Annotated in this window: 26 protein-coding genes; all 26 read right to left on the reverse strand. The window is 74.4% G+C overall.

Going from position 1 to position 23547, the window contains the following annotated elements; genetic code table 11:
* Nucleotides 1–8: 8 nt before the first annotated feature.
* Nucleotides 9–326: a FeoA family protein gene (locus tag K8Z61_RS06355; protein WP_224127513.1), complete on the reverse strand. Its 318-nt coding sequence runs from the start codon at nucleotides 324–326 to the stop codon at nucleotides 9–11.
* 140 nt (nucleotides 327–466) lie between these two features.
* Nucleotides 467–1063: a hypothetical protein gene (locus K8Z61_RS06360; protein WP_224127515.1), complete on the reverse strand. Its 597-nt coding sequence runs from the start codon at nucleotides 1061–1063 to the stop codon at nucleotides 467–469.
* A gap of 36 nt (nucleotides 1064–1099) precedes the next feature.
* Nucleotides 1100–2077, reverse strand: a complete 978-nt coding sequence (locus tag K8Z61_RS06365) for a hypothetical protein (RefSeq protein ID WP_224127517.1) — start codon at nucleotides 2075–2077, stop codon at nucleotides 1100–1102.
* A 128-nt stretch (nucleotides 2078–2205) separates the two neighbouring features.
* Nucleotides 2206–3585 (reverse strand): ribosome biogenesis GTPase Der, encoded by a 1380-nt coding sequence (gene der / locus K8Z61_RS06370; protein ID WP_224127519.1) that lies wholly within the window; start codon nucleotides 3583–3585, stop codon nucleotides 2206–2208.
* Nucleotides 3582–4340, reverse strand: a complete 759-nt coding sequence (locus tag K8Z61_RS06375; protein WP_224127521.1) for a 1-acyl-sn-glycerol-3-phosphate acyltransferase — start codon at nucleotides 4338–4340, stop codon at nucleotides 3582–3584. Before K8Z61_RS06375 ends, der begins: the two co-directional genes overlap by 4 nt.
* A complete protein-coding gene (gene cmk / locus K8Z61_RS06380; protein ID WP_224127522.1) occupies nucleotides 4337–5047 on the reverse strand; it encodes a (d)CMP kinase in 711 nt (236 codons plus the stop codon). Before cmk ends, K8Z61_RS06375 begins: the two co-directional genes overlap by 4 nt.
* Before the next feature lie 11 nt (nucleotides 5048–5058).
* Nucleotides 5059–6129: a prephenate dehydrogenase gene (locus K8Z61_RS06385; protein ID WP_224127523.1), complete on the reverse strand. Its 1071-nt coding sequence runs from the start codon at nucleotides 6127–6129 to the stop codon at nucleotides 5059–5061.
* A complete protein-coding gene (gene aroH / locus K8Z61_RS06390; protein ID WP_224127524.1) occupies nucleotides 6122–6553 on the reverse strand; it encodes a chorismate mutase in 432 nt (143 codons plus the stop codon). The genes K8Z61_RS06385 and aroH overlap by 8 nt, the downstream gene beginning before the upstream one ends.
* A gap of 21 nt (nucleotides 6554–6574) precedes the next feature.
* The gene (locus K8Z61_RS06395; RefSeq protein ID WP_374227916.1) at nucleotides 6575–7282 is read right to left on the reverse strand and encodes a pseudouridine synthase; all 708 of its coding nucleotides are present in this window, start codon (nucleotides 7280–7282) and stop codon (nucleotides 6575–6577) included.
* 56 nt (nucleotides 7283–7338) lie between these two features.
* Nucleotides 7339–8001, reverse strand: coding sequence for an SMC-Scp complex subunit ScpB (gene scpB, locus K8Z61_RS06400; RefSeq protein ID WP_224127526.1), 663 nt, complete (start codon nucleotides 7999–8001; stop codon nucleotides 7339–7341).
* Nucleotides 7998–8888, reverse strand: coding sequence for a ScpA family protein (locus K8Z61_RS06405; protein ID WP_224127527.1), 891 nt, complete (start codon nucleotides 8886–8888; stop codon nucleotides 7998–8000). The genes scpB and K8Z61_RS06405 overlap by 4 nt, the downstream gene beginning before the upstream one ends.
* Nucleotides 8885–9274 carry a hypothetical protein gene (locus K8Z61_RS06410; RefSeq protein ID WP_224127529.1) on the reverse strand — a complete coding sequence of 130 codons (390 nt, stop codon included), beginning with the start codon at nucleotides 9272–9274 and terminating at the stop codon, nucleotides 8885–8887. Before K8Z61_RS06410 ends, K8Z61_RS06405 begins: the two co-directional genes overlap by 4 nt.
* Nucleotides 9256–10245 carry a ParA family protein gene (locus tag K8Z61_RS06415; protein WP_374227905.1) on the reverse strand — a complete coding sequence of 330 codons (990 nt, stop codon included), beginning with the start codon at nucleotides 10243–10245 and terminating at the stop codon, nucleotides 9256–9258. Before K8Z61_RS06415 ends, K8Z61_RS06410 begins: the two co-directional genes overlap by 19 nt.
* A gap of 234 nt (nucleotides 10246–10479) precedes the next feature.
* On the reverse strand, nucleotides 10480–10776 hold the full coding sequence (locus tag K8Z61_RS06420; protein ID WP_224127531.1) for a GNAT family N-acetyltransferase: 297 nt from the start codon (nucleotides 10774–10776) through the stop codon (nucleotides 10480–10482).
* On the reverse strand, nucleotides 10773–13376 hold the full coding sequence (locus K8Z61_RS06425; protein ID WP_224127533.1) for an RNA helicase: 2604 nt from the start codon (nucleotides 13374–13376) through the stop codon (nucleotides 10773–10775). The genes K8Z61_RS06420 and K8Z61_RS06425 overlap by 4 nt, the downstream gene beginning before the upstream one ends.
* A complete protein-coding gene (locus tag K8Z61_RS06430) occupies nucleotides 13376–14299 on the reverse strand; it encodes a site-specific tyrosine recombinase XerD (RefSeq protein ID WP_224127642.1) in 924 nt (307 codons plus the stop codon). The genes K8Z61_RS06425 and K8Z61_RS06430 overlap by 1 nt, the downstream gene beginning before the upstream one ends.
* Before the next feature lie 100 nt (nucleotides 14300–14399).
* A complete protein-coding gene (gene ald / locus K8Z61_RS06435) occupies nucleotides 14400–15527 on the reverse strand; it encodes an alanine dehydrogenase (protein WP_224127535.1) in 1128 nt (375 codons plus the stop codon).
* An 82-nt stretch (nucleotides 15528–15609) separates the two neighbouring features.
* Nucleotides 15610–15786: a DUF2256 domain-containing protein gene (locus K8Z61_RS06440; RefSeq protein WP_224127537.1), complete on the reverse strand. Its 177-nt coding sequence runs from the start codon at nucleotides 15784–15786 to the stop codon at nucleotides 15610–15612.
* 3 nt (nucleotides 15787–15789) lie between these two features.
* A complete protein-coding gene (locus K8Z61_RS06445) occupies nucleotides 15790–16416 on the reverse strand; it encodes an NUDIX domain-containing protein (RefSeq protein WP_224127538.1) in 627 nt (208 codons plus the stop codon).
* On the reverse strand, nucleotides 16413–18110 hold the full coding sequence (locus K8Z61_RS06450; protein WP_224127539.1) for a CTP synthase: 1698 nt from the start codon (nucleotides 18108–18110) through the stop codon (nucleotides 16413–16415). Before K8Z61_RS06450 ends, K8Z61_RS06445 begins: the two co-directional genes overlap by 4 nt.
* Nucleotides 18111–18142: 32 nt before the next feature.
* Complete coding sequence (gene recN / locus K8Z61_RS06455) at nucleotides 18143–19909, reverse strand: DNA repair protein RecN (RefSeq protein ID WP_224127540.1); 1767 nt, start codon at nucleotides 19907–19909, stop codon at nucleotides 18143–18145.
* A complete protein-coding gene (locus K8Z61_RS06460) occupies nucleotides 19909–20910 on the reverse strand; it encodes an NAD kinase (protein ID WP_224127541.1) in 1002 nt (333 codons plus the stop codon). Before K8Z61_RS06460 ends, recN begins: the two co-directional genes overlap by 1 nt.
* Nucleotides 20907–21758 carry a TlyA family RNA methyltransferase gene (locus K8Z61_RS06465; protein WP_224127542.1) on the reverse strand — a complete coding sequence of 284 codons (852 nt, stop codon included), beginning with the start codon at nucleotides 21756–21758 and terminating at the stop codon, nucleotides 20907–20909. The genes K8Z61_RS06460 and K8Z61_RS06465 overlap by 4 nt, the downstream gene beginning before the upstream one ends.
* Before the next feature lie 4 nt (nucleotides 21759–21762).
* Entirely contained in the window at nucleotides 21763–21927 is a 165-nt protein-coding gene (locus tag K8Z61_RS06470; RefSeq protein ID WP_224127544.1) for a hypothetical protein, read from the reverse strand.
* Nucleotides 21924–22961 (reverse strand): HAD-IIA family hydrolase, encoded by a 1038-nt coding sequence (locus K8Z61_RS06475; RefSeq protein WP_224127546.1) that lies wholly within the window; start codon nucleotides 22959–22961, stop codon nucleotides 21924–21926. The genes K8Z61_RS06470 and K8Z61_RS06475 overlap by 4 nt, the downstream gene beginning before the upstream one ends.
* A 9-nt stretch (nucleotides 22962–22970) precedes the next feature.
* Nucleotides 22971–23417: a single-stranded DNA-binding protein gene (locus K8Z61_RS06480; RefSeq protein WP_224127548.1), complete on the reverse strand. Its 447-nt coding sequence runs from the start codon at nucleotides 23415–23417 to the stop codon at nucleotides 22971–22973.
* Nucleotides 23418–23547 lie beyond the last annotated feature (130 nt).

The following is a 23547-nucleotide window of genomic DNA, read 5'->3' on the forward strand; positions in this document are numbered from 1 at the left end:
GTGGTCGCTCACGCCGTGGGCGCGATGCGGATGCAGTCGGCCTGCGCCTTCCGCAGGGCGATCTCGTAGCCGGCGACGCGGTACACGACCGGGTCGCGCAGCGGGGCGCGGCGCACGGTCTCGACCGGCGTGCCGGGGACGAAGCCGAGGTCGACGAGGCGCTGGGCGACGGCCGGGTCGTCGGCGACCACGCCGGTGACGGTGCCGGCGGCGCCGCAGCGCAGGGCGCTCAGCGTCGCGACGCGCTCCTCGACCGGGCCGACCGACGCGGGGACGAGCACGGGCGCGGCGTGACGTCGCAGGGACATCGCCGACATGACCGACATGGCTCGCTCCTTCGCACGGACTGGTGAGGACCACCTTACCAAGGACTGCCTCACTTAGGTAAGGGCGACCTACGTCACGATCGGGACGGTCCCGGGACCCGCCGGCGACGGGACCCGGGACCGTGGACGCCGGAGCGACGTCAGGCGGAGCCGACGATCCAGCCGGACAGGCGCGGACGGAAGGCCCGCCCGGTGCCGACGAGGAGCGCGTCGTCGGTGCCGAACCGGGTGCGGCCCGCCGTGCGATCGAGCTCGCCGCCGGCCTGCACGCCCACCTTGATGCGGTACGGCGTGCCGACGCAGCGACGCGGGACGGTGGCGACGATGCCGCTGCGGGTCGGGACGACGCTCAGCCCCTCGCAGGTCGCGGCCTTGCCGTTGCGACGGAAGGAGACGACCGCGTTGCTGCCGTCGGTGGCCCGGACGACGTCGTAGGTGTTGCCGGTGGAGGTGAGGATCCGGGCCAGCCACTGCTGCGCGGGGGCGCGCAGGCCGCTGGACACCCGGACGACCTCGAGCGTGTGCTGGACGGTGAGCCCGGTGAGGTCACCGCGGCGGACGCTGCGCACGACGCCGGCGTCGCGGTAGGTCTGGCCGTCGGCGGACGTCGAGAGACGGACGTCGCCGGTGGCGTCGGTGTGACGGAAGGTGGCGGCCCGGGCGGTCGGCGCGACGGCGCCGACCATGACCAGACCGAGGAGGAGCGCGGTCGCGCCGCGCAGCTGCCGAGAGATCATGGCGTCAGTCTCGCCGGGCGGGGCGCCCGACGGGGGTCACCCCTGGGGGCGCGCCGCGCCGGAGTCCGGCGACCGGCGCAGGGACGCGGTGTCGACCGCCTCGAACGCCGAGGCCGGGATCGTCTTCAGCTGCTCGACCATCGCGTCCGGCCAGTGCGGGCTCACCTCGCCCTGGAAGAACCACGGCGAGCCGTTGTCGGCGAGCACCAGCCCGTAGCGCTGGAAGGCGCGGGCGACCCGGCGGGCGTAGGCGCCCAGCCCGGAGAGGTCGTAGTCGGCCCGCAGGCGGAACCGTGCGCCCATCGGGGGCGCCGTCCACGCGTCCGTCGACCCGGCGTCGTGCCGGGCCGGCCACAGGTGGCGGCGCGCCGTCACGTCGGTCGTGAACCGCACCGCGTGGTCGATCGTGTCGTCGCGCACCTCGCTCCACCGCAGCAGGCCCGGCAGGATCGGCAGCCCCGCGGCGTCCGCGGAGGTCCAGCCGTCGGGGCGCAGTCGGTTCGACCGCAGGCTCCACACCGCGCCCGAGCCGGCCGTCCAGCCGCGGGCCGTGCGCCGGGTCGCCCAGGTCTCGTGGAGCAGGCACCGGTCGCGGTCGACCACGATCGCGTGCCGATCGCCGTCGGAGGCCGCGCCGCCCTCGATCCGGGTGTCGGGGCCGAGCGGGTAGCGCACCCGGTCGCTCTCGGCGGCGTAGTCGAACCGCACCGTCACCTTCGGGTGGTCGCCGCGCACCACCGTCACGGGGATGCCGTACGGGCCCCCGAGATCGGGGTGGAGCCGCCGCGACGGCGACATCGACGCCAGCCAGTCGGCGCTGCGCCGGTGCACCGGGAGGCGGTCGACGCGGGCGTGCCACCAGCTGGACGCGGGGAGCACCGCGCAGCCGGCGACGGTGGACGCTCGGGGTGCGGCGCGGGTGCTCGTCGCCGCGGCGTCCGGCATCGGCGTGCCCCGGACGGCCGTGGGACCGGCGAGCGCCAGGGCGAGCAGGAGCACGGTCGGCACGCGCACGGGGCCTCCTCGGTCGACGGGACCTGTCGGTGGGCGTGCGAAGGTTCGAACGCCCACCGACAGGTTCGGCGGCCGACCGCCGGACCTTCGGCGGCCGGCCGCCGAACCTGTCGGCCGGCTCGCTCCGCTCAGCGCTTGCGCTTCTCCCGCGGCCGCTGCTGGAGCACGATCGGGGTGCCGACGAAGCCGAACTCCTCGCGCAGCCGCCGCTCGATGAACCGCTCGTAGCCGGCGTCGAGCTTGCCGGAGGTGAACAGGATGAACGTCGGCGGCGCGGTCGAGGCCTGGGTGCCGAAGAGGATGCGCGGCTGCTTGCCCGAGCGCACCGGGTGCGGGTGCTCGGCGACGAGCCGGCCGAGGAACGCGTTGAGCGCACCGGTGGAGATGCGGGTCTCCCAGCCCTCCAGCGCCCGCGTGATCGCCGGCACCAGCCGGTCGATGTGCCAGCCGGTGCGGGCGGTGATGTTGATCCGCGGGGCCCACTGCACCTGCACGAGGTCGCGCTCGATCTCGCGGTCGAGGTAGTAGCGGCGCTCCTCGTCGACGAGGTCCCACTTGTTGAAGGCGATGACCAGCGCGCGGCCGGAGTCGCGGATCATCTGGATGATCCGCATGTCCTGCTCGCTCACCGACTGCCCGCCGTCGATCACCAGCACGGCGACCTCGGCACGGTCCAGCGCCGTGCTCGTGCGCAGCGAGGCGTAGTACTCGTGGCCCGACGCGGTCTTGACCCGCTTGCGGATGCCGGCGGTGTCGATGAACCGCCACACCTGGCCGCCGAGCTCGATCAGCTCGTCGACGGGGTCGACCGTGGTGCCGGCGACGTTGTCGACGACCACCCGCTCCTCCCCCGCCAGCCGGTTGAGCAGCGAGGACTTGCCGACGTTGGGCCGCCCGACGATGGCGATGCGACGCGGGCCGCCGACCTCCTCGCCGATCCGCTCCGGCGGCGGCTCGGGCAGCGCGGCGAGGATCGCGTCGAGCATGTCGCCCGAGCCGCGTCCGTGCAGCGCCGAGACCGGCCACGGCTCGCCGAGCCCGAGGTTCCACAGCGCGTGCGCCTCGGCCTCGGTGCGAGCGTCGTCGACCTTGTTGGCCGCGAGGATCACCGGCTTGCCGGACTTGCGCAGGATCCGCACGACCGCCTCGTCGGAGTCGGTGATGCCGACGGTGGCGTCGACGACGAACAGCACCGCGTCGGCCAGCGTCACGGCCACCTCGGCCTGGGCGGCGATCGCGTGGGCCAGACCGCGGGCGTCGGGGTCCCAGCCGCCGGTGTCGACGACGGTGAAGGCGCGACCGTTCCAGGTGGCGTCGTAGGAGACGCGGTCGCGGGTGACGCCGGGGATGTCCTGGACGACGGCCTCGCGGCGGCCGATGATCCGGTTGACGAGCGTCGACTTGCCGACGTTCGGCCGGCCGACGACGGCCAGCACCGGCACCGGACCCGTCGGCCCGTCGGCGTCGTCCGTCGGCTCGGACTCGTAGGGGTGGTCGTGGTCGGTCACGGTGCTCCTTGCTCGGTGACCCCGAGGGCGGGGTCGGGTTCGGTCTGGCCGGGTGGCAGCGGACCGGGAAGCTCTTGGCCCAGGGCGACCCGGGCGGCGTCGAGGTGGCGACGCAGGTGGTCGTGGACGACGCCGGTGGCCGCGACGACGTCGGCGCGGCGCCGCGGCCACGGCTGCGGGACGAGGCCCAGCGGCTCCCCGAACGCGACGTCGATGCGGGCGCCACGGGGCGGCAGCGCGTCGGCGTCCGCGCCCGGCTGGCGGGTGCCGAAGAGCGCGACGGGGACGATCGGCGCCCCGGCGACCAGCGCCAGGTAGGCCGCGCCGCCGTGCAGGCGGGTCAGCTCGCCGTCGCCGCGGCGGCCCTCGGGGAAGACCCCGACGACCCCGCCGTCGCGCAGCACCCGCAGGCAGGACCGCACCGCGGCGACGTCGGTGCGCCAGCGGTCGAGCGGGATCTGCCCGGCGTGCCGCAGGAAGGTGCCGGTGCGGCCGACGAACATCTCGCTCTTGGTCAGCGCGTGCACCGGCCGCGGCGCGACGATGGCCACCAGCGGACCGTCGATGACGCCGATGTGGTTGGGCGCGAGGATCACCGGGCCGCGCGCGGGGACGTGCGCGGCGCCGTGCACGACGACGTCCCAGCGCCGCCGCAGGAGCCACCGGAACGGCGGCCGCAGCGGGTGCAGCAGGTGGCGGTGCGGGTGGGGGACGTGGTCGCTGCGGGGTGGCGCGGCGTGCGCGCCCGCGCTCACGCGCCCGCCCCGACCGCCTCCGCGAGCGCCACGACCTGCGCGACGACCTCGTCGAGGGAGAACGGCGTCGTGTCGAGGTGCACCGCCCCCTCGGCGAGGGTCAGCGGGGCGGTGGCGCGCCCGGAGTCGATGCGATCGCGGTCGAGGAGGGACGCGCGGGTGGCCGCGAGCGCGGCGGCGTCGGCGGACCCCTGCTCGGCCGCCCGGCGCGCGGCCCGCGCCTCGGGGTCGGCGGTGAGGTAGAGCTTCACCGGGGCGTCCGGCGCGACGACGCTGCCGATGTCGCGGCCCTCGACCACGATGCCGGCGCCCTCGCGGGCCTCGGCGATGATCTGCCGCTGCAGCTCCAGCAGCCGCGCGCGGACGGCGGGGACGGTGCTGACCGGCGACACCGCGTCGGTGACGCGCTGGGTGCGGATCTCGACCGCCACGTCGACGCCGTCGACGTGGATGGTCGGGTTCAGCGGGTCGGTGCCCGAGACGAGGGTCGGCTCGCCGGCCCGGGCGGCCACCGCGTCGGGGTCGTGGACGTCGACGCCGTGCTCGAGCATCCACCAGGTGACGGCGCGGAACTGGGCGCCGGTGTCGAGGTAGGCGAGCCCGAGCCGCTCGGCCGCGCCGCGGCAGGTGCTCGACTTGCCGGAGCCCGACGTGCCGTCGACGGCGAGGACGAGACCGTGGGCGAGGGGGGCTCCGGGAGTCGTCACGACCGAGCAGCCTACCGGTGGGTGAGCCACCCGCGGGATTCGAGCGACCCGAGCAGGTGGTCGGCGCGCGAGGCGTCGACGACGAGCTCGACCAGACCGACCGGCCGGCCGGGGTCGTGGTCGATGCGGACGTCCTCGATGTTGACCTCCGCCTCGCCGGCCGCCGCGAAGAGCCGCGCGAGCTCCCCGGGGTGGTCGGGCACCGAGACGATGACCGTGCGCATCGGCCGCGGGTCGTGCTCGCCGTGCTTGCCGGGGATGGCGCGGGTGCCGGCGTTGCCCTCGACGAGCAGGCGCTGCAGCGCGTCGCGGTCGCCGGCGGCGAGGGCCGCCATGACGTCGTCGAGCCGGGTGCGCACCTCGGCCAGCAGGTCGAGCACGGCGGCGGCGTTGGCGCTGACGATCTGCCCGTAGAGCGCCGGGTCGCCCCCGGCGACCCGGGTGACGTCGCGGACCCCCTGGCCGGAGAGCGCGAGGTGGTCGCGCGGGGCGTCGGCCAGCCGTCCGGCGGTCAGGGCGGCCATCAGGTGCGGGACGTGGGAGATCCGCGCGACGGCCCGGTCGTGCTCCTCGGGCGCCAGCACGACGGGCACCGCGCCGCACCGCTCGGCGAGCTCGCGGACGAGCGCGACGGCGTCCGGCGCGGCGTCCGCATGGGGCGTGATCGCCCAGGGGCGGCCCTCGAAGAGCGCGGCCGAGCCGGCCAGCGGCCCGGAGCGCTCGGAGCCCGCCATCGGGTGGCCGCCGACGTAGCGGGGCAGCCCCGGGTGCGCGGCGAGCTCGACGAGCGGTCGGGTCTTGATCGACCCGACGTCGGTGACGACCGCCTGCGGCTCGGCCTCCAGGGTCGCGGCGATCACGGCGCCGAGGTGGTCGGGCGGCACCGCGACCACCACGACCTGCGGCCGGTCGTCGGGGGTGCGGGGCCGTCCAGCGCCGAGGCCCGAGGCGGTGCGGACGTGCTCGGAGGAGGCGTCGCTGAGCAGCACCTCGAGCCCGCACCGGCTCAGCGCGAGGCCGACGGAGGTGCCGAGCAGACCGGCGCCGACGACCTCGACCGGGCCGACGAGCGCCTCAGTCACCGTCGGGCACCGCGCGGACCCGCGTCAGGTCGCTGCGCAGGGCGGCCGCGCCGTGCAGGTACACGTGGGTGATCTCGGCGCGCGGACGGTCGGTCTCGACGTGCGCGAGCATCCGCACCACCCGCGGCATCGAGCCGGCGATCTCGAGCTCGCGGGCGCACAGCAGCGGGATCTCGCCGAACCCCAGCTGCCGCGCCGCGTAGGCGGGGAACTCCGAGACGAGGTCGGAGGTCGCGGTGAAGACCACGGAGATGAAGTCGTCGACCACGAGCCCGTTGGAGGTCATGACGTCGGTGACCATCTCGGCCACCCGGTCGAGCATCTGCTCGCGGGTGTCGGCCTCCAGCTGGGTCGCACCCCGCACCGCGCGCACGGCCACGTCGTCCTCCTCGGGTCGGTCGCCCGCCCGTCCGGGCGGCGGCATCAGGCTAGCGAGTGCCGGGGCTCAGAGCCGGGCGAGGTCCAGCAGGGCGCCGAGCTCGTCGCGGGTGAGCTCGCGCAGCTCCCCCGAGCCGAGCTGGCCCAGCCGCACGGGGCCGATCGCGGTGCGCGTCAGGCGCAGCACGGGGTGGCCGACGTGGTCGAGCAGCCGCCGGACGATGCGGTTGCGGCCCTCGTGGATGACCAGCTCGACGATGCTGCGCTGGGGGTCGCGGGGCGTCCGCGGGCCGGCGAGCAGCCTGACCCGGCGCACGTCGACCGGCCCGTCGTCCAGCTCGACGCCCTCGCGCAGGGACTTGAGCGTGCGCGGGAACACCTCGCCCTCGACCTCGGCGACGTAGGTCTTCTCGACCTCGAACGAGGGGTGCGCGACCGTGTGCGCGAAGTCGCCGTCGTTGGTGAGCAGGATCAGGCCGGTGGTGTCGGTGTCGAGCCGGCCGACGTGGAAGAGCCGCTCGGGACGGTCGGCCACGAGGTCGCCCAGGGTGCGTCGCCCCTCGGGATCCGACATGGTCGAGACGACGCCGCGGGGCTTGTTGAGCACCAGGTAGACGTGCGGGCTCACCGGCGGCAGCCGGCGTCCCTCGACCCGGATGACCGCCGACGTCGGGTCGACCTTGGTGCCGAGGCGGGTGACGACCTCGCCGTCGACCTCGACCAGCCCGGCGAGCATCAGCTCCTCGCACCGTCGGCGCGACGCCACGCCGGACATCGCGAGCAGCTTCTGCAGCCGCACCAGGCCGTCGGCGTCCGGCTCGGGGCTGACGGTCACGGGGTGCCTCCGGTGGGCTCGTCGGTGGTGGGCTCGGCAGTGGTGGGCTCGGCGAGCCGCTCGTCGACCTCGTCGAGGTCGGCCATGTCGGGCAGGTAGGGCGCGAGCTCGGGCAGGTCGTCGAGGGAGGTCACGCCGATCCGCTCGAGGAAGTACGACGTCGTGCGGTACAGGTTGGCCCCGGTGGTGGCGTCCTGACCGGCCTCCTCGACCAGGCCCCGCGCGAGCAGCGTGCGCATCACGCCGTCGACGCTGACCCCGCGGATCGCCGAGACCCGCGCGCGGGAGACGGGCTGCTTGTAGGCCACGACCGCCAGGGTCTCCAGTGCCGCCTGGGTCAGGCGGGCCTGCTGGCCGTCCAGCACGAACCGCTCGACGACGGGCGCGAGCTCCTCGCGCGTGTAGTAGCGCCACCCGCCCGCGACGTGGCGCAGGTCGAAGCCGCGCTGCTGCTCGGCGTACTCCTCGGCCAGCGTCTGCAGCGTCGCGACGACGTCCTCCACGGGGTGGCCCACGGCGCTCGCGAGCGTGACGGCGTCCAGCGGCTGGTCGGCGACGATCAGCACCGCCTCCAGCGCCGGGCGCAGCGGGTGGCTGGGGGCGTCCTCGCCTGCGGCGTCGGAGGGCAGCCCCTCGATCGGCAGGGCCGGCTCGGTCATGCGTCTGCTCCTGGGGTCGCGGGCGGGTCGTCGGTCGGCGCGCCGTCGAACTCGTCGGAGGCGGCGACGACCGCGTCGAGGTCGACGTCGTCGTCCGCGCTCCACCGCACGGTCAGCTCGCCCAGGGGCGTGACCTGGTCGAAGGCGAGCACGCCCTCGCGGAAGAGCTCGAGCAGGGCGAGGAACCGCGCCACGGTGGTGAGCGTGTCGGGCGAGTCGCCGCACAGGGCGCGGAAGGTCAGCGTGCCGGAACGGCGCAGCCGGTCGGCGACGAGGGCGGCCTGCTCCCGGACGCTGACGGCCGGGGCGTGGATGTGGTGCAGCGTCACCTCGGGCACCGGCTTCGGCGTCATGGCCGTGGCCGCCAGTCGGGCGAACTGGTCGAGGCCGATGCCGATCAGCACCTCGGGCAGCAGGCCCGCGAACCGCTCCTCCAGGCCCACGGCCCGCGGGTGGGGCTGCGACTCGGCGAGCAGCCGCTGCTCGATCACGCTCGCGACCTGCTTGAACGCGCGGTACTGCAGGAGCCGCGCGAACAGCAGGTCGCGGGCCTCCAGCAGCGCGAGGTCCTCCTCGTCCTCGACCTCCGCCGACGGCAGCAGCCGCGCGGCCTTGAGGTCGAGCAGCGTCGCGGCGACGAGCAGGAACGAGGTGGTCTGCTCGAGGTCCCACACCGGCCCGCCGGCCTTGACGTGGGCGATGAACTCGTCGGTGACCTGCGAGAGCGCCACCTCGGTGATGTCGAGACGGTGCTTGGCGATCAGACCCAGCAGGAGGTCGAAGGGGCCCTCGAAGTTGTCGAGCCGCACGGCGAAGCCCGCCGCGTCGCCGGACGACCCCGGGGCGAGCCCGAGGCTCGCTGCGTCCTGGGCGTCGAGGGTGGTCATTCCCCGCGCAGCCGCCGCACCAGCGCGCTGTCCTCGCCCTCGGCCTCGAACTCGGCGAGCACCAGGGCGACGGCCTCGCGCACGATCCGGCCGCGGTCGACCGGCAGCCCGTGGGTGCCGCGCAGGGTGAGGCGCGCGTGCTCGAGGGCGAGGAGCTCCTCGCTGGTCACGTAGACGGTCATCTTCTCGTCGTGCCGCACCCGGCCGCTCGGCGTCGCCGCCCGCCGGGCGCCGCGACGCGGGGTCGGCTCGGTCGCGGCGGCCTCGTCCGCCTGCTCCGCCTCGCGCGCGGGGACGGCGCGCACCCGCGGCGCGTCGTCCGGCTCCGGCGCGGTCGGCCGGAAGAGGTCGTCCGCCGCCGGCAGGCTCACGCGTCGTGCGGCCACCGGGCGAGCACCTCCCGCGCGAGCTGACGGTAGGAGTCGGCGCCGGCCGAGGACGACGCGTAGGTCGTGATCGGCTCGCCGGCGACCGTCGAGTCGGAGAACTTCACCGTGCGCCGGATGACGGTGTGGAAGACCGTGTCGCCCCACGCCTGGACGAGCCGCTCCATGACCTCGCGGCTGTGCAGCGTCCGACCGTCGTACATGGTGCCGAGGACGCCGTCGATCTGCAGCCGGGGGTTGAGCCGCTCGCACACCTTGTCGATCGTCGTCTTGAGCAGCGCGACGCCGCGCAGCGCGAAGTACTCGCACTCCAGCGGCACGATGACGCCGTCCGACGCGGTGAGCGCGTTGACGGTGAGCAGTCCGAGCGAGGGCTGGCAGTCGATGAGGATGACGTCGTACTCCGCGACCGCCGGCGCGAGCACGCGCTGCAGGGTCTGCTCGCGGGCGACCTCGTGCACCAGCTGCACCTCGGCCGCCGAGAGGTCGATGTTCGACGGCAGGAGGTCCATGCCCTCGACCCCGGACGGCACGACGACGTCGGCCAGCGTGACGTCGCGCTCCATCAGCAGGTTGTAGACGGTCAGCTCGGTCTCGTGCGGGTTGAGGCCTAGCCCGACCGAGAGCGACCCCTGCGGGTCGAAGTCGACGAGCAGCACGCGCCGGCCGTACTCGGCGAGCGCGGCGCCGAGGTTGATCGTGGTGGTCGTCTTGCCGACGCCGCCCTTCTGGTTGCACAGGGCGACGACGCGCGCGCCGCCGTGGGAGCGCACCGGCGCGGGCTCCGGCAGCACCGGCATCGGCCGGCCGGTGGGTCCGAGCCCGCCGGCGTCGGGGGCGGTCTCCGCCGGGGCGGCCGGGGCGGGGCGCTCGAACGGCAGCGGCTCGGTCACAGGCGGGTCATCTCCGTGGTGGCGTGGGTCGATCGGACGGATCCGGTGGGGCTCCGGGGCCATTCCACCATCGGCCATGACGCCCTCCTCGCCCCGGGGTCGCAACGTGTCGACACGGCGACTTCTCGACGTGTCGGGCGAGCGTAGGAGCGGCCCTCCCGGGGCCACAACCGCCGCCGATCGATCCCCAGGCCGCAGCCCCGATCTGTTGAGACGGTGTGGACGAGCGACCCCGCCTCCCCCACAGATGTCCACCGCCTGTGGAGGAATCTGTGGACGGCCGATCCGTCCGCGCCGCGGGCGCGGTCGTCGTCAGGACGCGACGAGGTCCGCGTAGTCGGGGTGCCTCTCGATCCAGGCCGCGATGAACGGGCACTGCGGCACGACGGCCCGCTCCCCCGTGGCGCGGACGTCGTCGAGCGCGGCGCGCGCGATCGCGCCGCCGACGCCGTGGCCCTCGTACGCCGGGTCGACCTCGGTGTGGGTGAACACGATCCGAGCCGGCTCCTCGGCGAGCTCGTAGGCGGCGAAGCCGGCCAGCGCGCCGTCGAGGTACGCGGCGTACCGGTGGTCGTCGGACTCGTGGCGCACCTGCACGTCGCTGCTCATCCGTCGAGCCTACGCAGCGCCCGGGTCTGCAGCACCAGCTCACCCTCGCGGTCGCTGGCGTCCAGGTCGGCCTCGGCCTCCAGGATCCAGTCGAGGTGACCCTCGGGATCCAGGATCGTCTGCCGCACGTCCAGCAGCCGGCGGCCGTCCTCGGTACGGGCCTCGCTGACCAGCAGTCGCGGGCCCCGCGCGTCCGGGCCGAGCTCGACCCGGTCGTGCTCGGCGTAGTAGGCCTCGAGGGCGGCGTCCCAGGCGGCGGCGTCCATCAGCGGGGCGGGCGAGGTGTCGGGGTCGAGGCGCTCCGCGGCCGCCGCGTCGAGCGCGGCGAGGCCACGCACGTCGTCGCGCGCGACGAGCTCGACGCGGCGGAACATCGCGTTGCGCACCATGACGCCGAAGGCGCGCTCCTGCCGCGAGATCGGCCGGGGCGGTGCCGGCGGCTCGTGCGCGGTGACGTCGCGGGGCGCCCGCTCGGGATCGCTCAGCGCCTCCCACTCGTCGAGCAGGGAGGAGTCGGTCTGCCGGACGGTCTCCCCCAGCCACTCCAGGAGCCCCTCGAACGCCTCCCCGCGCAGCCGTTCGGGGACCGTCTGCCGCAACGCGCGGTAGGCGTCGGTCAGGTAGCGCAGCACCAGGCCCTCCGAGCGGGCCAGCTGGTAGCGCGAGACGACGTCGGTGAAGCCCATGCCCTGCTCGTACATCTCGCGCACGATCGACTTCGGCTCCAGCCCGGCGCTCGCGGCGTCGCTCGGCAGCCACGGGTGCGCGGTGCGGTAGAGCTCGTAGGCGGCCTCGAGCCGCTCGGCCAGCGGGCGAGGCCAGGTGACCTCCTCGAGCAGCTCCATCCGCTCCTCGTACTCGACGCCGTCGGCCTTCAGCTCCGCGATCAGCTCGCCCCGCGCCGCCCACTGCTGGGCCTGGAGGATCTGCCGCGGCGCCTCGACCACGGCCTCCACGGTCGAGACGACGTCGAGCAGCAGCTCCTCCTCCGGCGCGTCGGCGTCGAGCAGGTCGAGCGCCCCCACGGCGAAGTGCGAGAGCGGCTGGTTGAGCGCGAAGTCGTCGGGCAGGTCGACGCCGATCACGTAGCGCCGGCCGTGCTCGTCCGGCTCGTCGAGGCGGGTCAGCACCCCCGAGCGGACCAGGGAGCGGGTCAGGCGCAGCGCGCGTCGGGCCAGCCGCAGCTGCTGGCGCCGCTCCTCGTGGTTGTCCATGAGCAGTCGACGCAGCACCGGGAAGGCGTCCTCCTCGCGGGAGAGGACGCTGAGCAGCATCGCGTTGTCGATCCGCATCCGCGAGACCAGGCGCTCGGGGTCTCCCTCGACCAGCTTGGCGAAGGTCTGCTCGGTCCACACGACGGTGCCCTCGGGCGCCTTGCGCAGCTGGGCCCTGCTCCGCTTCTTGGGGTTGGCGGCGTTCTTGGCCTCCGCCTTGGCCTTCGCGCGTTCGTTCTCGATGACGTGCTCGGGCGCCTGCACCACGACGTACCCGACGGTGTCGAAGCCGGCCCGCCCCGCGCGTCCGGCGATCTGCCGGAACTCCCGCACCCGCAGCACCCGCTGACGGTGCCCGTCGAACTTCACCAGCCCGGTGAAGAGCACCGTCCGGATCGGCACGTTGATGCCGACGCCCAGGGTGTCGGTGCCGCAGATGACCTTCAGCGCGCCCTCCTGCGCGAGCTGCTCCACCAGCCGGCGGTAGCGCGGCAGCATGCCGGCGTGGTGCACGCCGATGCCCCTCTTGAGCAGCCGCACCAGGGTGCGTCCGAACCCGGCGGCGAACCGGAAGCCCTCGGTGTGCCGGGCGATGGCGGCCTTCGCGGCGTCGTCGACGGCCCCGGCCAGCCAGCCGGCCTGCAGCAGCGAGGTCGCGTGCTCGACGGCGGCGGCCTGGGTGAAGTGGACGACGTAGACCGGCGCCTGCCCGGTGGCCACGATCTCCTCGAGCCGCTCGGCGAGCGGGTCGAGCGACCAGACGACGTCCAGCGGCACCGGACGCTCGGCGTCGGTGACCAGCGCGGTGTCGCGGCCGGTGCGGCGCGAGAGGTCGTCGGCGATCTCGCGCACGTCGCCCAGCGTGGCCGACATGAGCAGGAACTGGACGTCGGGCAGCTCCAGCAGCGGCACCTGCCAGGCCCAGCCGCGATCGGGCTCGGAGTAGTAGTGGAACTCGTCCATCACCACGAGGCCGACGTCGGCCTCACGGCCCTCGCGCAGCGCCAGGTTGGCCAGGATCTCGGCGGTGCAGCAGACGATCGGAGCGTCGGCGTTGACCGAGGCGTCACCGGTGAGCATGCCGACGTTCTCGGCGCCGAAGACCGCGCACAGGTCGAAGAACTTCTCGCTGACCAGCGCCTTGATCGGCGCGGTGTAGAACGACACCCGGTCGGTGGCCAGCGCCGCGGCGTGCGCGCCGAGGGCGACGAGCGACTTGCCCGACCCGGTGGGCGTGGCCAGGACGACGTTGCTGCCGCCGACCAGCTCGATCAGCGCCTCCTCCTGGTGCGGGTAGAGCGCCAGCCCGCGCCCGGCCGCGTAGGCCTCGACCGCCGCGTAGACCTCGTCGGGGGCGGTGCCGACCGGCGGCGGCCAGGCCGCCATCAGCCGCGGGCCCGAGGGTGCGCGGCGGCGAAGACCTCGCGCAGCGAGTCGACCGTCACGAGCGTGTAGATCTGGGTGGTCGTCACCGAGGCGTGGCCGAGGAGCTCCTGAACGACGCGGACGTCGGCGCCGCCCTCGAGCAGGTGGGTGGCGAAGGAGTGGCGCAGGGTGTGCGGGGAGACGTCGCGGGTGACGCCGGCCCTCTCGGCGGCGCGGACGAGGGTGGTCCAGGCGGACTGACGCGAGAGGCGGCCGCCGCGGGAGTTGAGGAAGAGGGCGGGGCCCGAGGCGGCGCCGACGAGCGCGGGCCGACCTCGGACGAGGTAGGCCTCGAGCGCCTCGAGCGCGTAGGAGCCCACCGGCACCAACCGCTGCTTGCCGCCCTTGCCGCGCAGCAGGACCGTGCCGTCGTGGGCGTCGTGCCCGTCGGGGGCACCGCGGTCGACGTCGTCGACGTCGAGGCCGACCGCCTCGGAGATCCGGGCGCCGGTGCCGTAGAGCACCTCGAGGAGCGCCCGGTCGCGCAGCGCCAGCGCGGTGCCCGGCGCCCCGGCCGCCTCGAGGATCGCCTCCACGTCGGACAGCGGCAGGGCCTTGGGCAGCCGCCGCCCGGGCGCGGGAGGTCGGACTCCCGCCGCCGGGTCGGCCGGCGCGAGCCCGTCGGCCACGGCGAACCGGTGGAAGCCGCGCACCGCGACCACCGTCCGCGCCGCCGACGACGCGCCGAGCGGCGGATGGAGGTCGTCGCCCTCGCGCAGCCGCACGAGGAACTGCGCCACAGTGGCCTCGCTGATCTCGGCCAGCCGCGTGACGCCGAGCCCCGCCAGGAACCCGCGGTAGCGACGCAGGTCGCGGCGGTAGCTGGTGAGCGTGTTGGCCGCGAGCCCCCGCTCGACCGCGAGGTGGTCGAGGTAGGTGCGCACCGCCCGCTCCACCTCGTCGGCGCGCGGAGGCGCGTCGACGGAGCGGAGGGCCTCGGCGGTCACGGTGGCGGCGTCGGGCGACGCCGCCGGCTCGGCGAGCTCAGGCAAGCGCCTCCTCCAGCGGGAGGAGGCTCGCGCCGATGCCCTCGCCCACCGCGGCCGCGACGGGCGCGTTAGTCAGGCTGCCGGCGTGGGTGTTGAGGCCGCGGGCCAGGCTCGCGTCGGCGCGGAGCGCGTCGCGCCACCCGCGCTCGGCGAGCGCGACGACGTACGGCAGGGTCGCGTTCGTCAGGGCGTAGGTGGAGGTGTTCGGCACCGCGCCCGGCATGTTGGCGACGCAGTAGAACGTCGAGTCGTGCACCTGGTAGGTCGGGTCGGCGTGCGTCGTGGGCCGGGTGTCCTCGAAGCAGCCGCCCTGGTCGACCGCGATGTCGACGAGCACGGAGCCGGGCTTCATCCGCGAGACGAGGTCGTTGCTGACCAGCTTCGGGGCGGCGGCGCCCGGGATCAGCACCGCGCCGATGACGAGATCGGCCTCCATCACCTGCTGCTCGATCGCCAGCCGCGAGGAGGCCAGCCCGTGCACGCGGTTGCTGTAGCGCCAGAACGACATGCGGAGCTTGTCGAGGTCGGTGTCGAGCAGGGTGACGTCGGCGCCCATGCCGAGGGCGATGTTGGCGGCGTTCTGCCCCGACACTCCCGCACCGATCACGACGACCTTCGCGTTGGCGACGCCGCCGACGCCGCCCATCAGGACGCCGCGCCCGCCGCGTGCCTTCATCAGGGAGTACGCGCCCACCTGGGGCGCCAGGCAGCCGGCGACCTCGGACATCGGGTAGAGCAGCGGCAGCGCGCCCGAGGGCAGCTGCACGGTCTCGTAGGCGATGGCCGTCACCTGACGCGACACCAGCTCGGCGGTCAGCGCGGCGTCGGCGGCCAGGTGGAGGTAGGTGAGGAGCACCAGCCCCGGACGCAGCCGGTGGTACTCCTCGGCGATCGGCTCCTTGACCTTCAGGACGACGTCGGCGCCGCCCCACACGTCGTCGGCGGAGCCGAGGATGCGCGCGCCCGCGGCGACGTACTCCTCGTCCGGGATGGAGGAGCCGAGCCCGGCCCCCGTCTCGATGGTGACCTCGTGTCCGTGGGAGACCAGCTCGTGCACGCCGATCGGCGTGATGGCCACCCGGTACTCGTGGTTCTTGACTTCCTTGGGGACGCCGATCTTCACGGACCCTCCTCGTCGTGTCGGTGCCCGGATCGCGGGCGCTCGGCAGTCTAGGGGCCTGCGCCGACGCCGCCGTGCAGCGGCGTCAGCGCGGCTTGAAGTCCGGGTTGTCGCGACCCGCACGGCAGGCCGCCGAGCAGTAGCGCACCTGGTCCCAGTCGCGCTCCCACTTCTTGCGCCAGGAGAAGGGACGCCCACAGGTCTCGCAGATCTTGTCCGGCGGCGTCGAGCGGCCGCCCTTGGCGTTGCGTCCGTGGGCCACGGCTCAGGCCGTCCCGCCGCGGGCCCGTCGCGCGGCGTGCGCGAGGACGGCGATCGCGAGCGGCCCGTCCTCGGTGCGCCCGTCGAGCACGGCGTCGAGCAGTTCGTCGAACGGCACCCAGCCGGTGGTCATGTCCGCCTCCTCGTGCACGAGCTCGAAGTCGCCGCGGCCCACCGCCGTGACGCCGCGGGCCAGGAAGTAGTGCACCCGCTCCTCGCTGATGCCCGGGGAGGAGAACGCCGTCAGCAGGGGCGCCCATTCCGCGGCGGCGTGCCCGGTCTCCTCCTGCAGCTCGCGGCGGGCGACGTCGATCGGCGCCTCCCCCGCGGCGTCCAGCAGGCCGGCGGGCAGCTCGACCATCCGCACCCGCGCGGGGTGCCGGTACTGGCGCAGCACGAGCACCCGGTCGGCGTCGTCCAGCGCGAGGACGACGACGGCCCCGGGGTGCTCGAGGACGAGCCGCCGGAACGGCTCCTCGGTCGAGCCGGGGCGGCGGACGCGGTCGGCGCGCAGGGCCACGACCCAGCCGTCGCGGTGGAGGTCCTGCGTCTCCTCGACCGGCCAGGCGACGTCCTCGTCGTGCAGCGCGATCGGCTCCGGCGCGGCGTCGTCGGCCGAGGCGGTCGTCATCGGGTCGGCTCGGCGTGCAGACCGCTCTCGTCGATCGGGATCCGCAGCTCGCGCTGGCGCACGATCGCGGCGCCCACGAGTCCGGCGAACAGCGGATGCGGCCGGGTCGGACGCGATCGCAGCTCGGGATGCGCCTGCGTGGCGATGTAGTACGGGTGCACGTCGCGCGGCAGCTCGACGAACTCCACCAGCGAGTCGTCGGGCGAGGTGCCGGAGAACACCAGGCCGGCCTCCTCGAGCTGGTCGCGGTAGGCGTTGTTGACCTCGTAGCGGTGCCGGTGCCGCTCCTCGATGACGTCGCTGCCGTAGACGCGGCGGGCGAGGCTGCCCTCCTTCAGCGCGGCCGGGTAGAGCCCCAGGCGCATGGTGCCGCCGAGGTCGCCGGCGCCCTCGACGAACGCCCGCTGCTCGGCCATGGTCGCGATGACCGGCTCCGGGGTCTCGGGGTCGAACTCGGTGGAGCCGGCCTTCTCCAGGCCGAGCACGCTGCGCGAGTACTCGATCACCATGCACTGCAGGCCCAGGCACAGGCCGAGCGTGGGGATGCCCTGGGTGCGCGCGTGGGTGAGCGCGCCCAGCTTGCCCTCCAGGCCGCGGATGCCGAAGCCGCCGGGCACGCAGATCGCGTCGACGTCCTCGAGCGCGCGCGCGGCGCCCGCCGGGGTGGCGCACTCGTCGGACGGGATCCACCGCAGGTGCACCTTCGCCTCGTGGGCGAAGCCGCCGGCCCGCAGGGCCTCCGCCACCGAGAGGTACGCGTCGGGCAGGTCGACGTACTTGCCGACGAGCGCGACCGTCACCTCCTCCTTGGGGTGGTGGACGCGGCGCAGCAGGTCGTCCCACAGCGTCCAGTCGACGTCGCGGAAGGGCAGGTCGAGACGGCGCACCACGTAGGCATCGAGTCCCTCGCGGTGCAGCACCTTCGGGATGTCGTAGATCGACGGCGCGTCGGCCGCGGTGACGACGGCCTCGACGTCGACGTCGCACATCAGCGAGATCTTGCGCTTGATGCCCTCGGGCAGCTCGCGGTCGGCACGGCACACGACGGCGTCGGGCTGGATGCCGACCTGGCGCAGCGCGGCCACCGAGTGCTGGGTGGGCTTGGTCTTGAGCTCGCCGGACGGGCCGATGTACGGCACCAGCGAGACGTGCAGGAAGAAGACGTTCGAGCGGCCGATGTCGTGGCGCACCTGACGCGCGGCCTCGAGGAACGGCAGCGACTCGATGTCGCCGACGGTGCCGCCGATCTCGGTGATCACGACGTCGACCTCGGCCTCGCCGGTGCCGTGGCCCATCGCGAGGATGCGGTCCTTGATCTCGTTGGTGATGTGCGGGATCACCTGCACGGTGTCGCCGAGGTAGTCGCCGCGGCGCTCCTTGGCGATCACGTGGGAGTAGACCTGGCCGGTCGTCACGTTGGCGATCGCCGACAGGTCGGTGTCGAGGAACCGCTCGTAGTGGCCGATGTCGAGATCGGTCTCGGCGCCGTCGTTGGTCACGAAGACCTCGCCGTGCTGGAACGGATTCATCGTCCCGGGGTCGACGTTCAGGTACGGGTCGAGCTTCTGCATCGTCACCCGCAGCCCGCGGGAGCGGAGCAGCCGGCCCAGGCTGGAGGCGGTGAGCCCCTTGCCGAGCGAGGAGGCGACGCCCCCGGTCACGAACACGTGCTTGGCCTGGGTGGCGTTCCTCATGGAACTCCATCCTATGGCATGACGAGGGGTGCTCAGGACCCGCGTGGCCCCTCGGCGCGGGAGGCCTGCGCCACCGCGAGCAGCTCGCGGGCGTGCGCCCGAGCGGTGTCGGAGTCGCTCAGCCCGGCCAGCATGCGCGAGAGCTCCCGCTCGCGCGCCTCGTCGTCGAGCACGGTCAGGCCCGAGCTGGTGATCGTCCCGTCGCTCGCCTTCTCTACCACGACGTGCCGATCGGCGTAGGCCGCCACCTGCGGCAGGTGGGTGACGACCAGCACCTGGGCCGTGCGGGCGAGCATCGCCAGCCGACGACCGATCTCGACGGCGGCCGCGCCGCCGACGCCGGCGTCGACCTCGTCGAAGACGAAGGTGGGCACCGGGCTGGTCGCCGCCAGGACGACCTCGATCGCCAGCATGACGCGCGACAGCTCGCCGCCGGAGGCGCCCTTGTGCAGCGGACGCGGTGCCGAGCCGGTGTTGGCGGCCAGCAGCATCTCGACCTCGTCGATCCCCGACGGGGCGAACCGCACCCAGCGCCCGTCGACGTGCAGCGGGCCACCCGGCACGTCGTCGGACGGCGCGGGCACCTCCTGCTGACGCACCTCGATGGTGAGTCGGGCGTGGCGCATCGCCAGCTGGGTGAGCTCCTCGCTGACCTCCTCCCCCAGCCGCGAGGCGGCGGCCTGTCGGGCCGCGCTCAGGGCGGCGGCCGCCGCGGACAGCTCCGCGCGCAGGGTCGTCCGCTCCGCCCGCAGGGAGGCGATCTGCTCGTCGGTGCCGTCGAGGTCCAGGAGCCGTGCGGCGGACCCCTGCGCCCAGGCGAGCACCTCGGCGATCGTCTCGCCGTACTTGCGGGTCAGGCCGGTCAGCGCGGCGCGTCGCTCGGAGACCCCGGCCAGCCGGGCCGGGTCGACCTCGATCGCCGTCGCGTAGGAGGCGACGTCGGCGGCGAGGTCGGAGAGCAGGTACGACACCTCCGCCAGGCGATCGGCCAGCGCTCCGGCCTCGCGATCGTGCTCGCGCACCGACTCCAGCGCCCGGCGCGCGGCGGCCAGCGCGCCGAGGGCGTCCGGACCGGCGTCTTCGCTCGACAGCGCCTCGCGGGCGGTCTCGGCGGCGGTCCGCAGCGTGTCGGCGTGACCGAGCCGCAGCTCCTCGGCCGCCAGCGCGGCGTCCTCGCCGTCCTGGGGGTCGACCGCCTCGATCTCGGCGAGCCCGAAGCGCAGCAGGTCGGCCTCCTGCGCACGCTCCCGCTGGTGCTCGACCACCTCGACGAGACGCTGCTCGACGTCGCGCAGTCGCGCGAAGAGGGCGCGGTAGGTCTCCGCGAGCTCGGCGACCTCCGCGCCGCCGAACCGGTCGAGGGCCGCACGCTGGGCCCGCGGCTGGAGCAGCCGGTGCTGGTCGGACTGCCCGTGCACCGCGACGAGCGGCTCCGCGACCTCGGTGAGCGTGGCGATGGGCACGCTGGCCCCGCCGACGAACGCGCGCGAGCGCCCCTCGGCCGAGACGTTGCGGGCGATCAGCACGGTGCCGTCCTCGACGTCGCCCCCGGCCTCGTCCACGGCCGCGGCCACCTCCGGCAGCGAGGCCACGGACACGACGCCCTCCACCCGGGCCGCGCGGGCACCCGTGCGCACGGATCCGCTGTCGGCCCGGCCGCCGAGGAGCAGGCCGAGCGCGGTGACGATCATGGTCTTGCCCGCGCCGGTCTCGCCGGTGATCACCGTCAGACCGGGCCCGAGCTCGAGCGTCGAGGAGTCGATGACGCCCAGCGACGAGATCCGGATCTCCTCCAGCATCAGTCCTCCTGGACAGCAGCCGCGACGGGGCTCTCGACGGCGCGACGTCGTCGCTCTGCGGAGCCGCGCCAGCCCTCCACCGGCAGGCCGAACTTGGCGACCAGCCGGTCGGTGAACGGGGCCTCGTGGAGTCGGGCGATCCGCATCGGCGCGTGACCGCGACGCACCTCGATCCGCGCCCCGGGCGGGAGGTCGACGGCGCGGCGCCCGTCACACCACAGGACGCCGGCTCCCTCGGTGCGCTCGAGCACCTCGACGGCGAGCACGGACGTGGGCGCGACGACCAGCGGACGCGCGAACAGCGCGTGCGCGCTGATGGGCACCATCAGCAGCGCCTCGACCCCGGGCCACACGACCGGGCCCCCGGCGCTGAAGTTGTAGGCGGTCGACCCGGTCGGGGTCGCGCAGACCACGCCGTCGCAGCCCCACCGCGACAGCGGTCGACCGTCGACCTCGACGACGACCTCGAGCATCCGCTCCCGGGCCGCCTTCTCGACGCTGGCGTCGTTGACCGCGAACGTGCGGTTGACGACCTCGCCGCCGCGGTAGACGCGCACGTCGAGGGTCATCCGGTCCTCGGCGGTGTAGCGCCGCGCGACGACGGCCTCGATGACGCTGGCGACGTCCTCGTACTCCGCCTCCGCGAGGAACCCGACGTGTCCGAGGTTCACCCCGAGCACCGGCGTGCCGCTGGCGTGCGTGATCTCGGCCGCGCGGAGGATCGTGCCGTCGCCGCCGATGACGATCGCCAGCTCGCAGCCGGCGCTGGCGTCGGGGTGCGGGCCGCCGTCGTCGGGGCAGACCTCGACGCGCGGGTCCTCGACGTCGCCGAGTCCGAGGTCGGCCGCCTCCCGGGCGAGCACGCGCACGACGATGTCGTGGGCGGTGAGCGCGCGGCAGAAGGCCAGGGCCACCTCGCGCGCCTCGGCCCGTCCGGTGTGGGCGAGCACGAGCACCCGACGGGGAGTCGTCGCGTCGGCAGGACGGACGGGGTCGCTCATGGGTCCAGCCTCTCATCCGCGCCGACGGCCGGGGCCGACACGCCTGCGGTGACGACCGCACGCTCGATCTCCTCCGCCGCGAGCCCGAGCGACGCCCGGCGCAGCCAGACGAAGAACTCGACGTTGCCCGACGGTCCGGGCAGCGGACTGGTGGCGACCATGTGCACCGGCCAGCCCCGCTGCGCGGCGGCGTCGGCGACGCCGAGCACGGCCTCGGCGCGCAGCGCGACGTCACGGACGACGCCGCCCTTGCCCACCCGCTCCTTGCCGACCTCGAACTGCGGCTTCACCATGAGCGCCAGGTCGGCGTCGTCGACGACCACCCCGAGCAGCGCGTCCAGCACCAGCGTGAGGGAGATGAACGACAGGTCGCCGACGACGAGGTCGACCGGACCGCCGATCGTCTCCACGGTGAGCTCCCGGATGTTGGTGCGGTCGTGCACCCGGACGCGCGGATCGGACTGCAGCGACCACGCCAGCTGCCCGTACCCGACGTCGACGGCGACGACCTCCGCGGCATCGCGTCGCAGCAGCACGTCGGTGAAGCCGCCGGTGGACGCCCCGGCGTCGAGACAGCGACGGCCCGTGACGGTCAGCCCGGCGGTGGCGAAGGCGTCGAGCGCACCCACCAGCTTGTGCGCGCCCCGCGAGACGTAGCCCGGGTCGGACGCGTCGTCGGCCACGACGATCGCGACGTCGGTCGTCACCGCGGTGGCCGGCTTGCTCGCCCGCGCACCCGCGACGCTCACCCGTCCGGCGCCGATCAGCTCGCTGGCCTGCTCACGCGAGCGGGCCAGCCCGCGTCGGACCAGCTCGGCGTCCAGACGCAGTCTCCTGGGACCTGCCATCGGCTCAGTCCGCGGGGCCGTCGAGGGCGGCGCGCAGCGTCTCGTGGGCCAGACCGAACACCGAGGCGTGGTCCTCGAGCGGCCGATCGCTCAGCGCCGCGACGCTGGCCAGCACCTCGTCGAGCGCCTCGACGCCCGTCTGCGGCGGGACGCTTCGCTGCTCGTTCACGGCTCGAGGCTATCGGCAGCGCCATCCGGATCGGGCACCCGGAGCGCGTCGAGGTCCGGCACGTCGACACCTTCGTCGACGAGCCCCCAGGCGACCGTCAGCACCGCGCGCCACCAGTCGATCGCGGAGCCGTCGCCGGAGACCGACCAGCCCTCGGGGCCGGCCTGTGCCGCCCAGCCACCGCACCGAGCGAATCCGACATCGGTCACGATCTCGGGGTGCGGCACGAGGAGGCCGCGGAGATCGGGCGCGACGTAGGTCGGACGCTGGTCCGCCGGGCTGTGGACCAGCGTCGTGAGGTCGGTGACCCCCGTGAGCACGAGGAGGGTGTCGACGCCCACCCGCCGGCCCCCCCAGATGTCGGTGTCGAGCCGGTCGCCGACCATGAGCGGCCGCTGACCACCGACCCGCCGGATCGTCTCCTCGAGCAGGGGCGTCTCGGGCTTGCCCGCCACCGCCGGGTCGACGCCGCTGAACCTGCGGATCGTCTCGACCAGCACGCCGTGGCCCGGGGCCTCGCCACGCGCGGTGGGGATCGTCATGTCGGTGTTGCTCGCGTACCAGCGCAGTCCCCCGCGCACCCGGACCGCCACGGTCATGATGTCCCGCCACACGACGTCGGGCCCGTAGCCGGTGACGACGGCCTCGGCGTCGTCGTCCGCTCCCACGCCCTCCAGGCCGGCCTCGCCGACCGCCTCCCACAGGCCCTGACCACCGAGCACGCTGACTCGCGCCCCGGCTCCCAGCTGGTCGGCGAGGAGCCGCGCCACCGCCTGGGCCGAGGTCACGACATCGGGCAGCCCTGCCGGGACGCCGAGCTCGACGAGATGGTCCACGACGGCGTGCGGCGGTCGTGATGCGTTGTTCGTCACGAAGGCGACGTGTCCGCCGGCCTGGCGCCAGCCCTCGATCGCCTCGCTGGCATGGGGCACGCTGGCGCCTCCGACGTACACGACGCCGTCGAGATCCAACATCGCCAGGTCGTAGACGTCGACCAGCGCCTCGGGCTGCGCACCGAGTCCACGGGAATGCATGCAGCGACCCTATCCAGCGACGGCGACGCTGCCGGACCGCAGGACGACCAACGACTCCGCCTCGACCTCGTACCGAGAGGCGACAGCGCCGCCGGCACGGTAGAACCGCCGCCGCAGGGACCCGCGCACCTCGACGACGTCATCGACGGAGAGCGCACCGGCGATCTCCCGCAGCTCCTCGCTCCATGCAGCGACGTCGATCGCGTCGACGCCCACGCGGGCCGCCTCGCCCAGACCCTCACGGGGAGCACGTCTCACCGCCAGGCCCACACCCACGACGAGCGCCCCACTCGGCAACTCCCGTTCGACGCCTGCGCGCGACACCCGGCCGACCAGTCTGACCTCGTTCACCGACTCCAGCTCGTTCGTCTCCATGACGATCACCTCCACAGCAACCCTCACGTGCCGACCTCCGAACGCGACAGCGTGCCGGGAAAGCTGGGGATGGAAGCGCATGAGAGTGGGCTGTGGACGATGAACGGACAGCCGTCGGGCCCATAACGCAGAAAAGGTTCAGGGGCCACCCTGTGGGTGGCCCCTGAACCATTCAAATGATTGTCCGGCGGCGTCCTACTCTCCCACAACC

Source organism: Nocardioides sp. TRM66260-LWL (assembly GCF_020075545.1).
Taxonomy (GTDB): Bacteria; Actinomycetota; Actinomycetes; order Propionibacteriales; family Nocardioidaceae; genus Nocardioides.

What these genes read in the sequence shown, in the direction of transcription:
- K8Z61_RS06355 (WP_224127513.1), bottom strand. Translation starts at nt 326, where the DNA reads ATGTCGGTCATGTCGGCGATGTCCCTGCGACGTCACGCCGCGCCCGTG.
- K8Z61_RS06360 (WP_224127515.1), bottom strand. Translation starts at nt 1,063, where the DNA reads ATGATCTCTCGGCAGCTGCGCGGCGCGACCGCGCTCCTCCTCGGTCTG.
- aroH (WP_224127524.1), bottom strand. Translation starts at nt 6,553, where the DNA reads ATGCCGCCGCCCGGACGGGCGGGCGACCGACCCGAGGAGGACGACGTG.
- K8Z61_RS06395 (WP_374227916.1), bottom strand. Translation starts at nt 7,282, where the DNA reads ATGTCCGGCGTGGCGTCGCGCCGACGGTGCGAGGAGCTGATGCTCGCC.
- scpB (WP_224127526.1), bottom strand. Translation starts at nt 8,001, where the DNA reads ATGACCGAGCCGGCCCTGCCGATCGAGGGGCTGCCCTCCGACGCCGCA.
- K8Z61_RS06405 (WP_224127527.1), bottom strand. Translation starts at nt 8,888, where the DNA reads ATGACCACCCTCGACGCCCAGGACGCAGCGAGCCTCGGGCTCGCCCCG.
- K8Z61_RS06415 (WP_374227905.1), bottom strand. Translation starts at nt 10,245, where the DNA reads ATGGCCGATGGTGGAATGGCCCCGGAGCCCCACCGGATCCGTCCGATC.
- K8Z61_RS06420 (WP_224127531.1), bottom strand. Translation starts at nt 10,776, where the DNA reads ATGAGCAGCGACGTGCAGGTGCGCCACGAGTCCGACGACCACCGGTAC.
- K8Z61_RS06425 (WP_224127533.1), bottom strand. Translation starts at nt 13,376, where the DNA reads ATGGCGGCCTGGCCGCCGCCGGTCGGCACCGCCCCCGACGAGGTCTAC.
- K8Z61_RS06445 (WP_224127538.1), bottom strand. Translation starts at nt 16,416, where the DNA reads ATGACGACCGCCTCGGCCGACGACGCCGCGCCGGAGCCGATCGCGCTG.
- K8Z61_RS06450 (WP_224127539.1), bottom strand. Translation starts at nt 18,110, where the DNA reads ATGAGGAACGCCACCCAGGCCAAGCACGTGTTCGTGACCGGGGGCGTC.
- recN (WP_224127540.1), bottom strand. Translation starts at nt 19,909, where the DNA reads ATGCTGGAGGAGATCCGGATCTCGTCGCTGGGCGTCATCGACTCCTCG.
- K8Z61_RS06460 (WP_224127541.1), bottom strand. Translation starts at nt 20,910, where the DNA reads ATGAGCGACCCCGTCCGTCCTGCCGACGCGACGACTCCCCGTCGGGTG.
- K8Z61_RS06465 (WP_224127542.1), bottom strand. Translation starts at nt 21,758, where the DNA reads ATGGCAGGTCCCAGGAGACTGCGTCTGGACGCCGAGCTGGTCCGACGC.
- K8Z61_RS06475 (WP_224127546.1), bottom strand. Translation starts at nt 22,961, where the DNA reads ATGCATTCCCGTGGACTCGGTGCGCAGCCCGAGGCGCTGGTCGACGTC.
- K8Z61_RS06480 (WP_224127548.1), bottom strand. Translation starts at nt 23,417, where the DNA reads ATGCGCTTCCATCCCCAGCTTTCCCGGCACGCTGTCGCGTTCGGAGGT.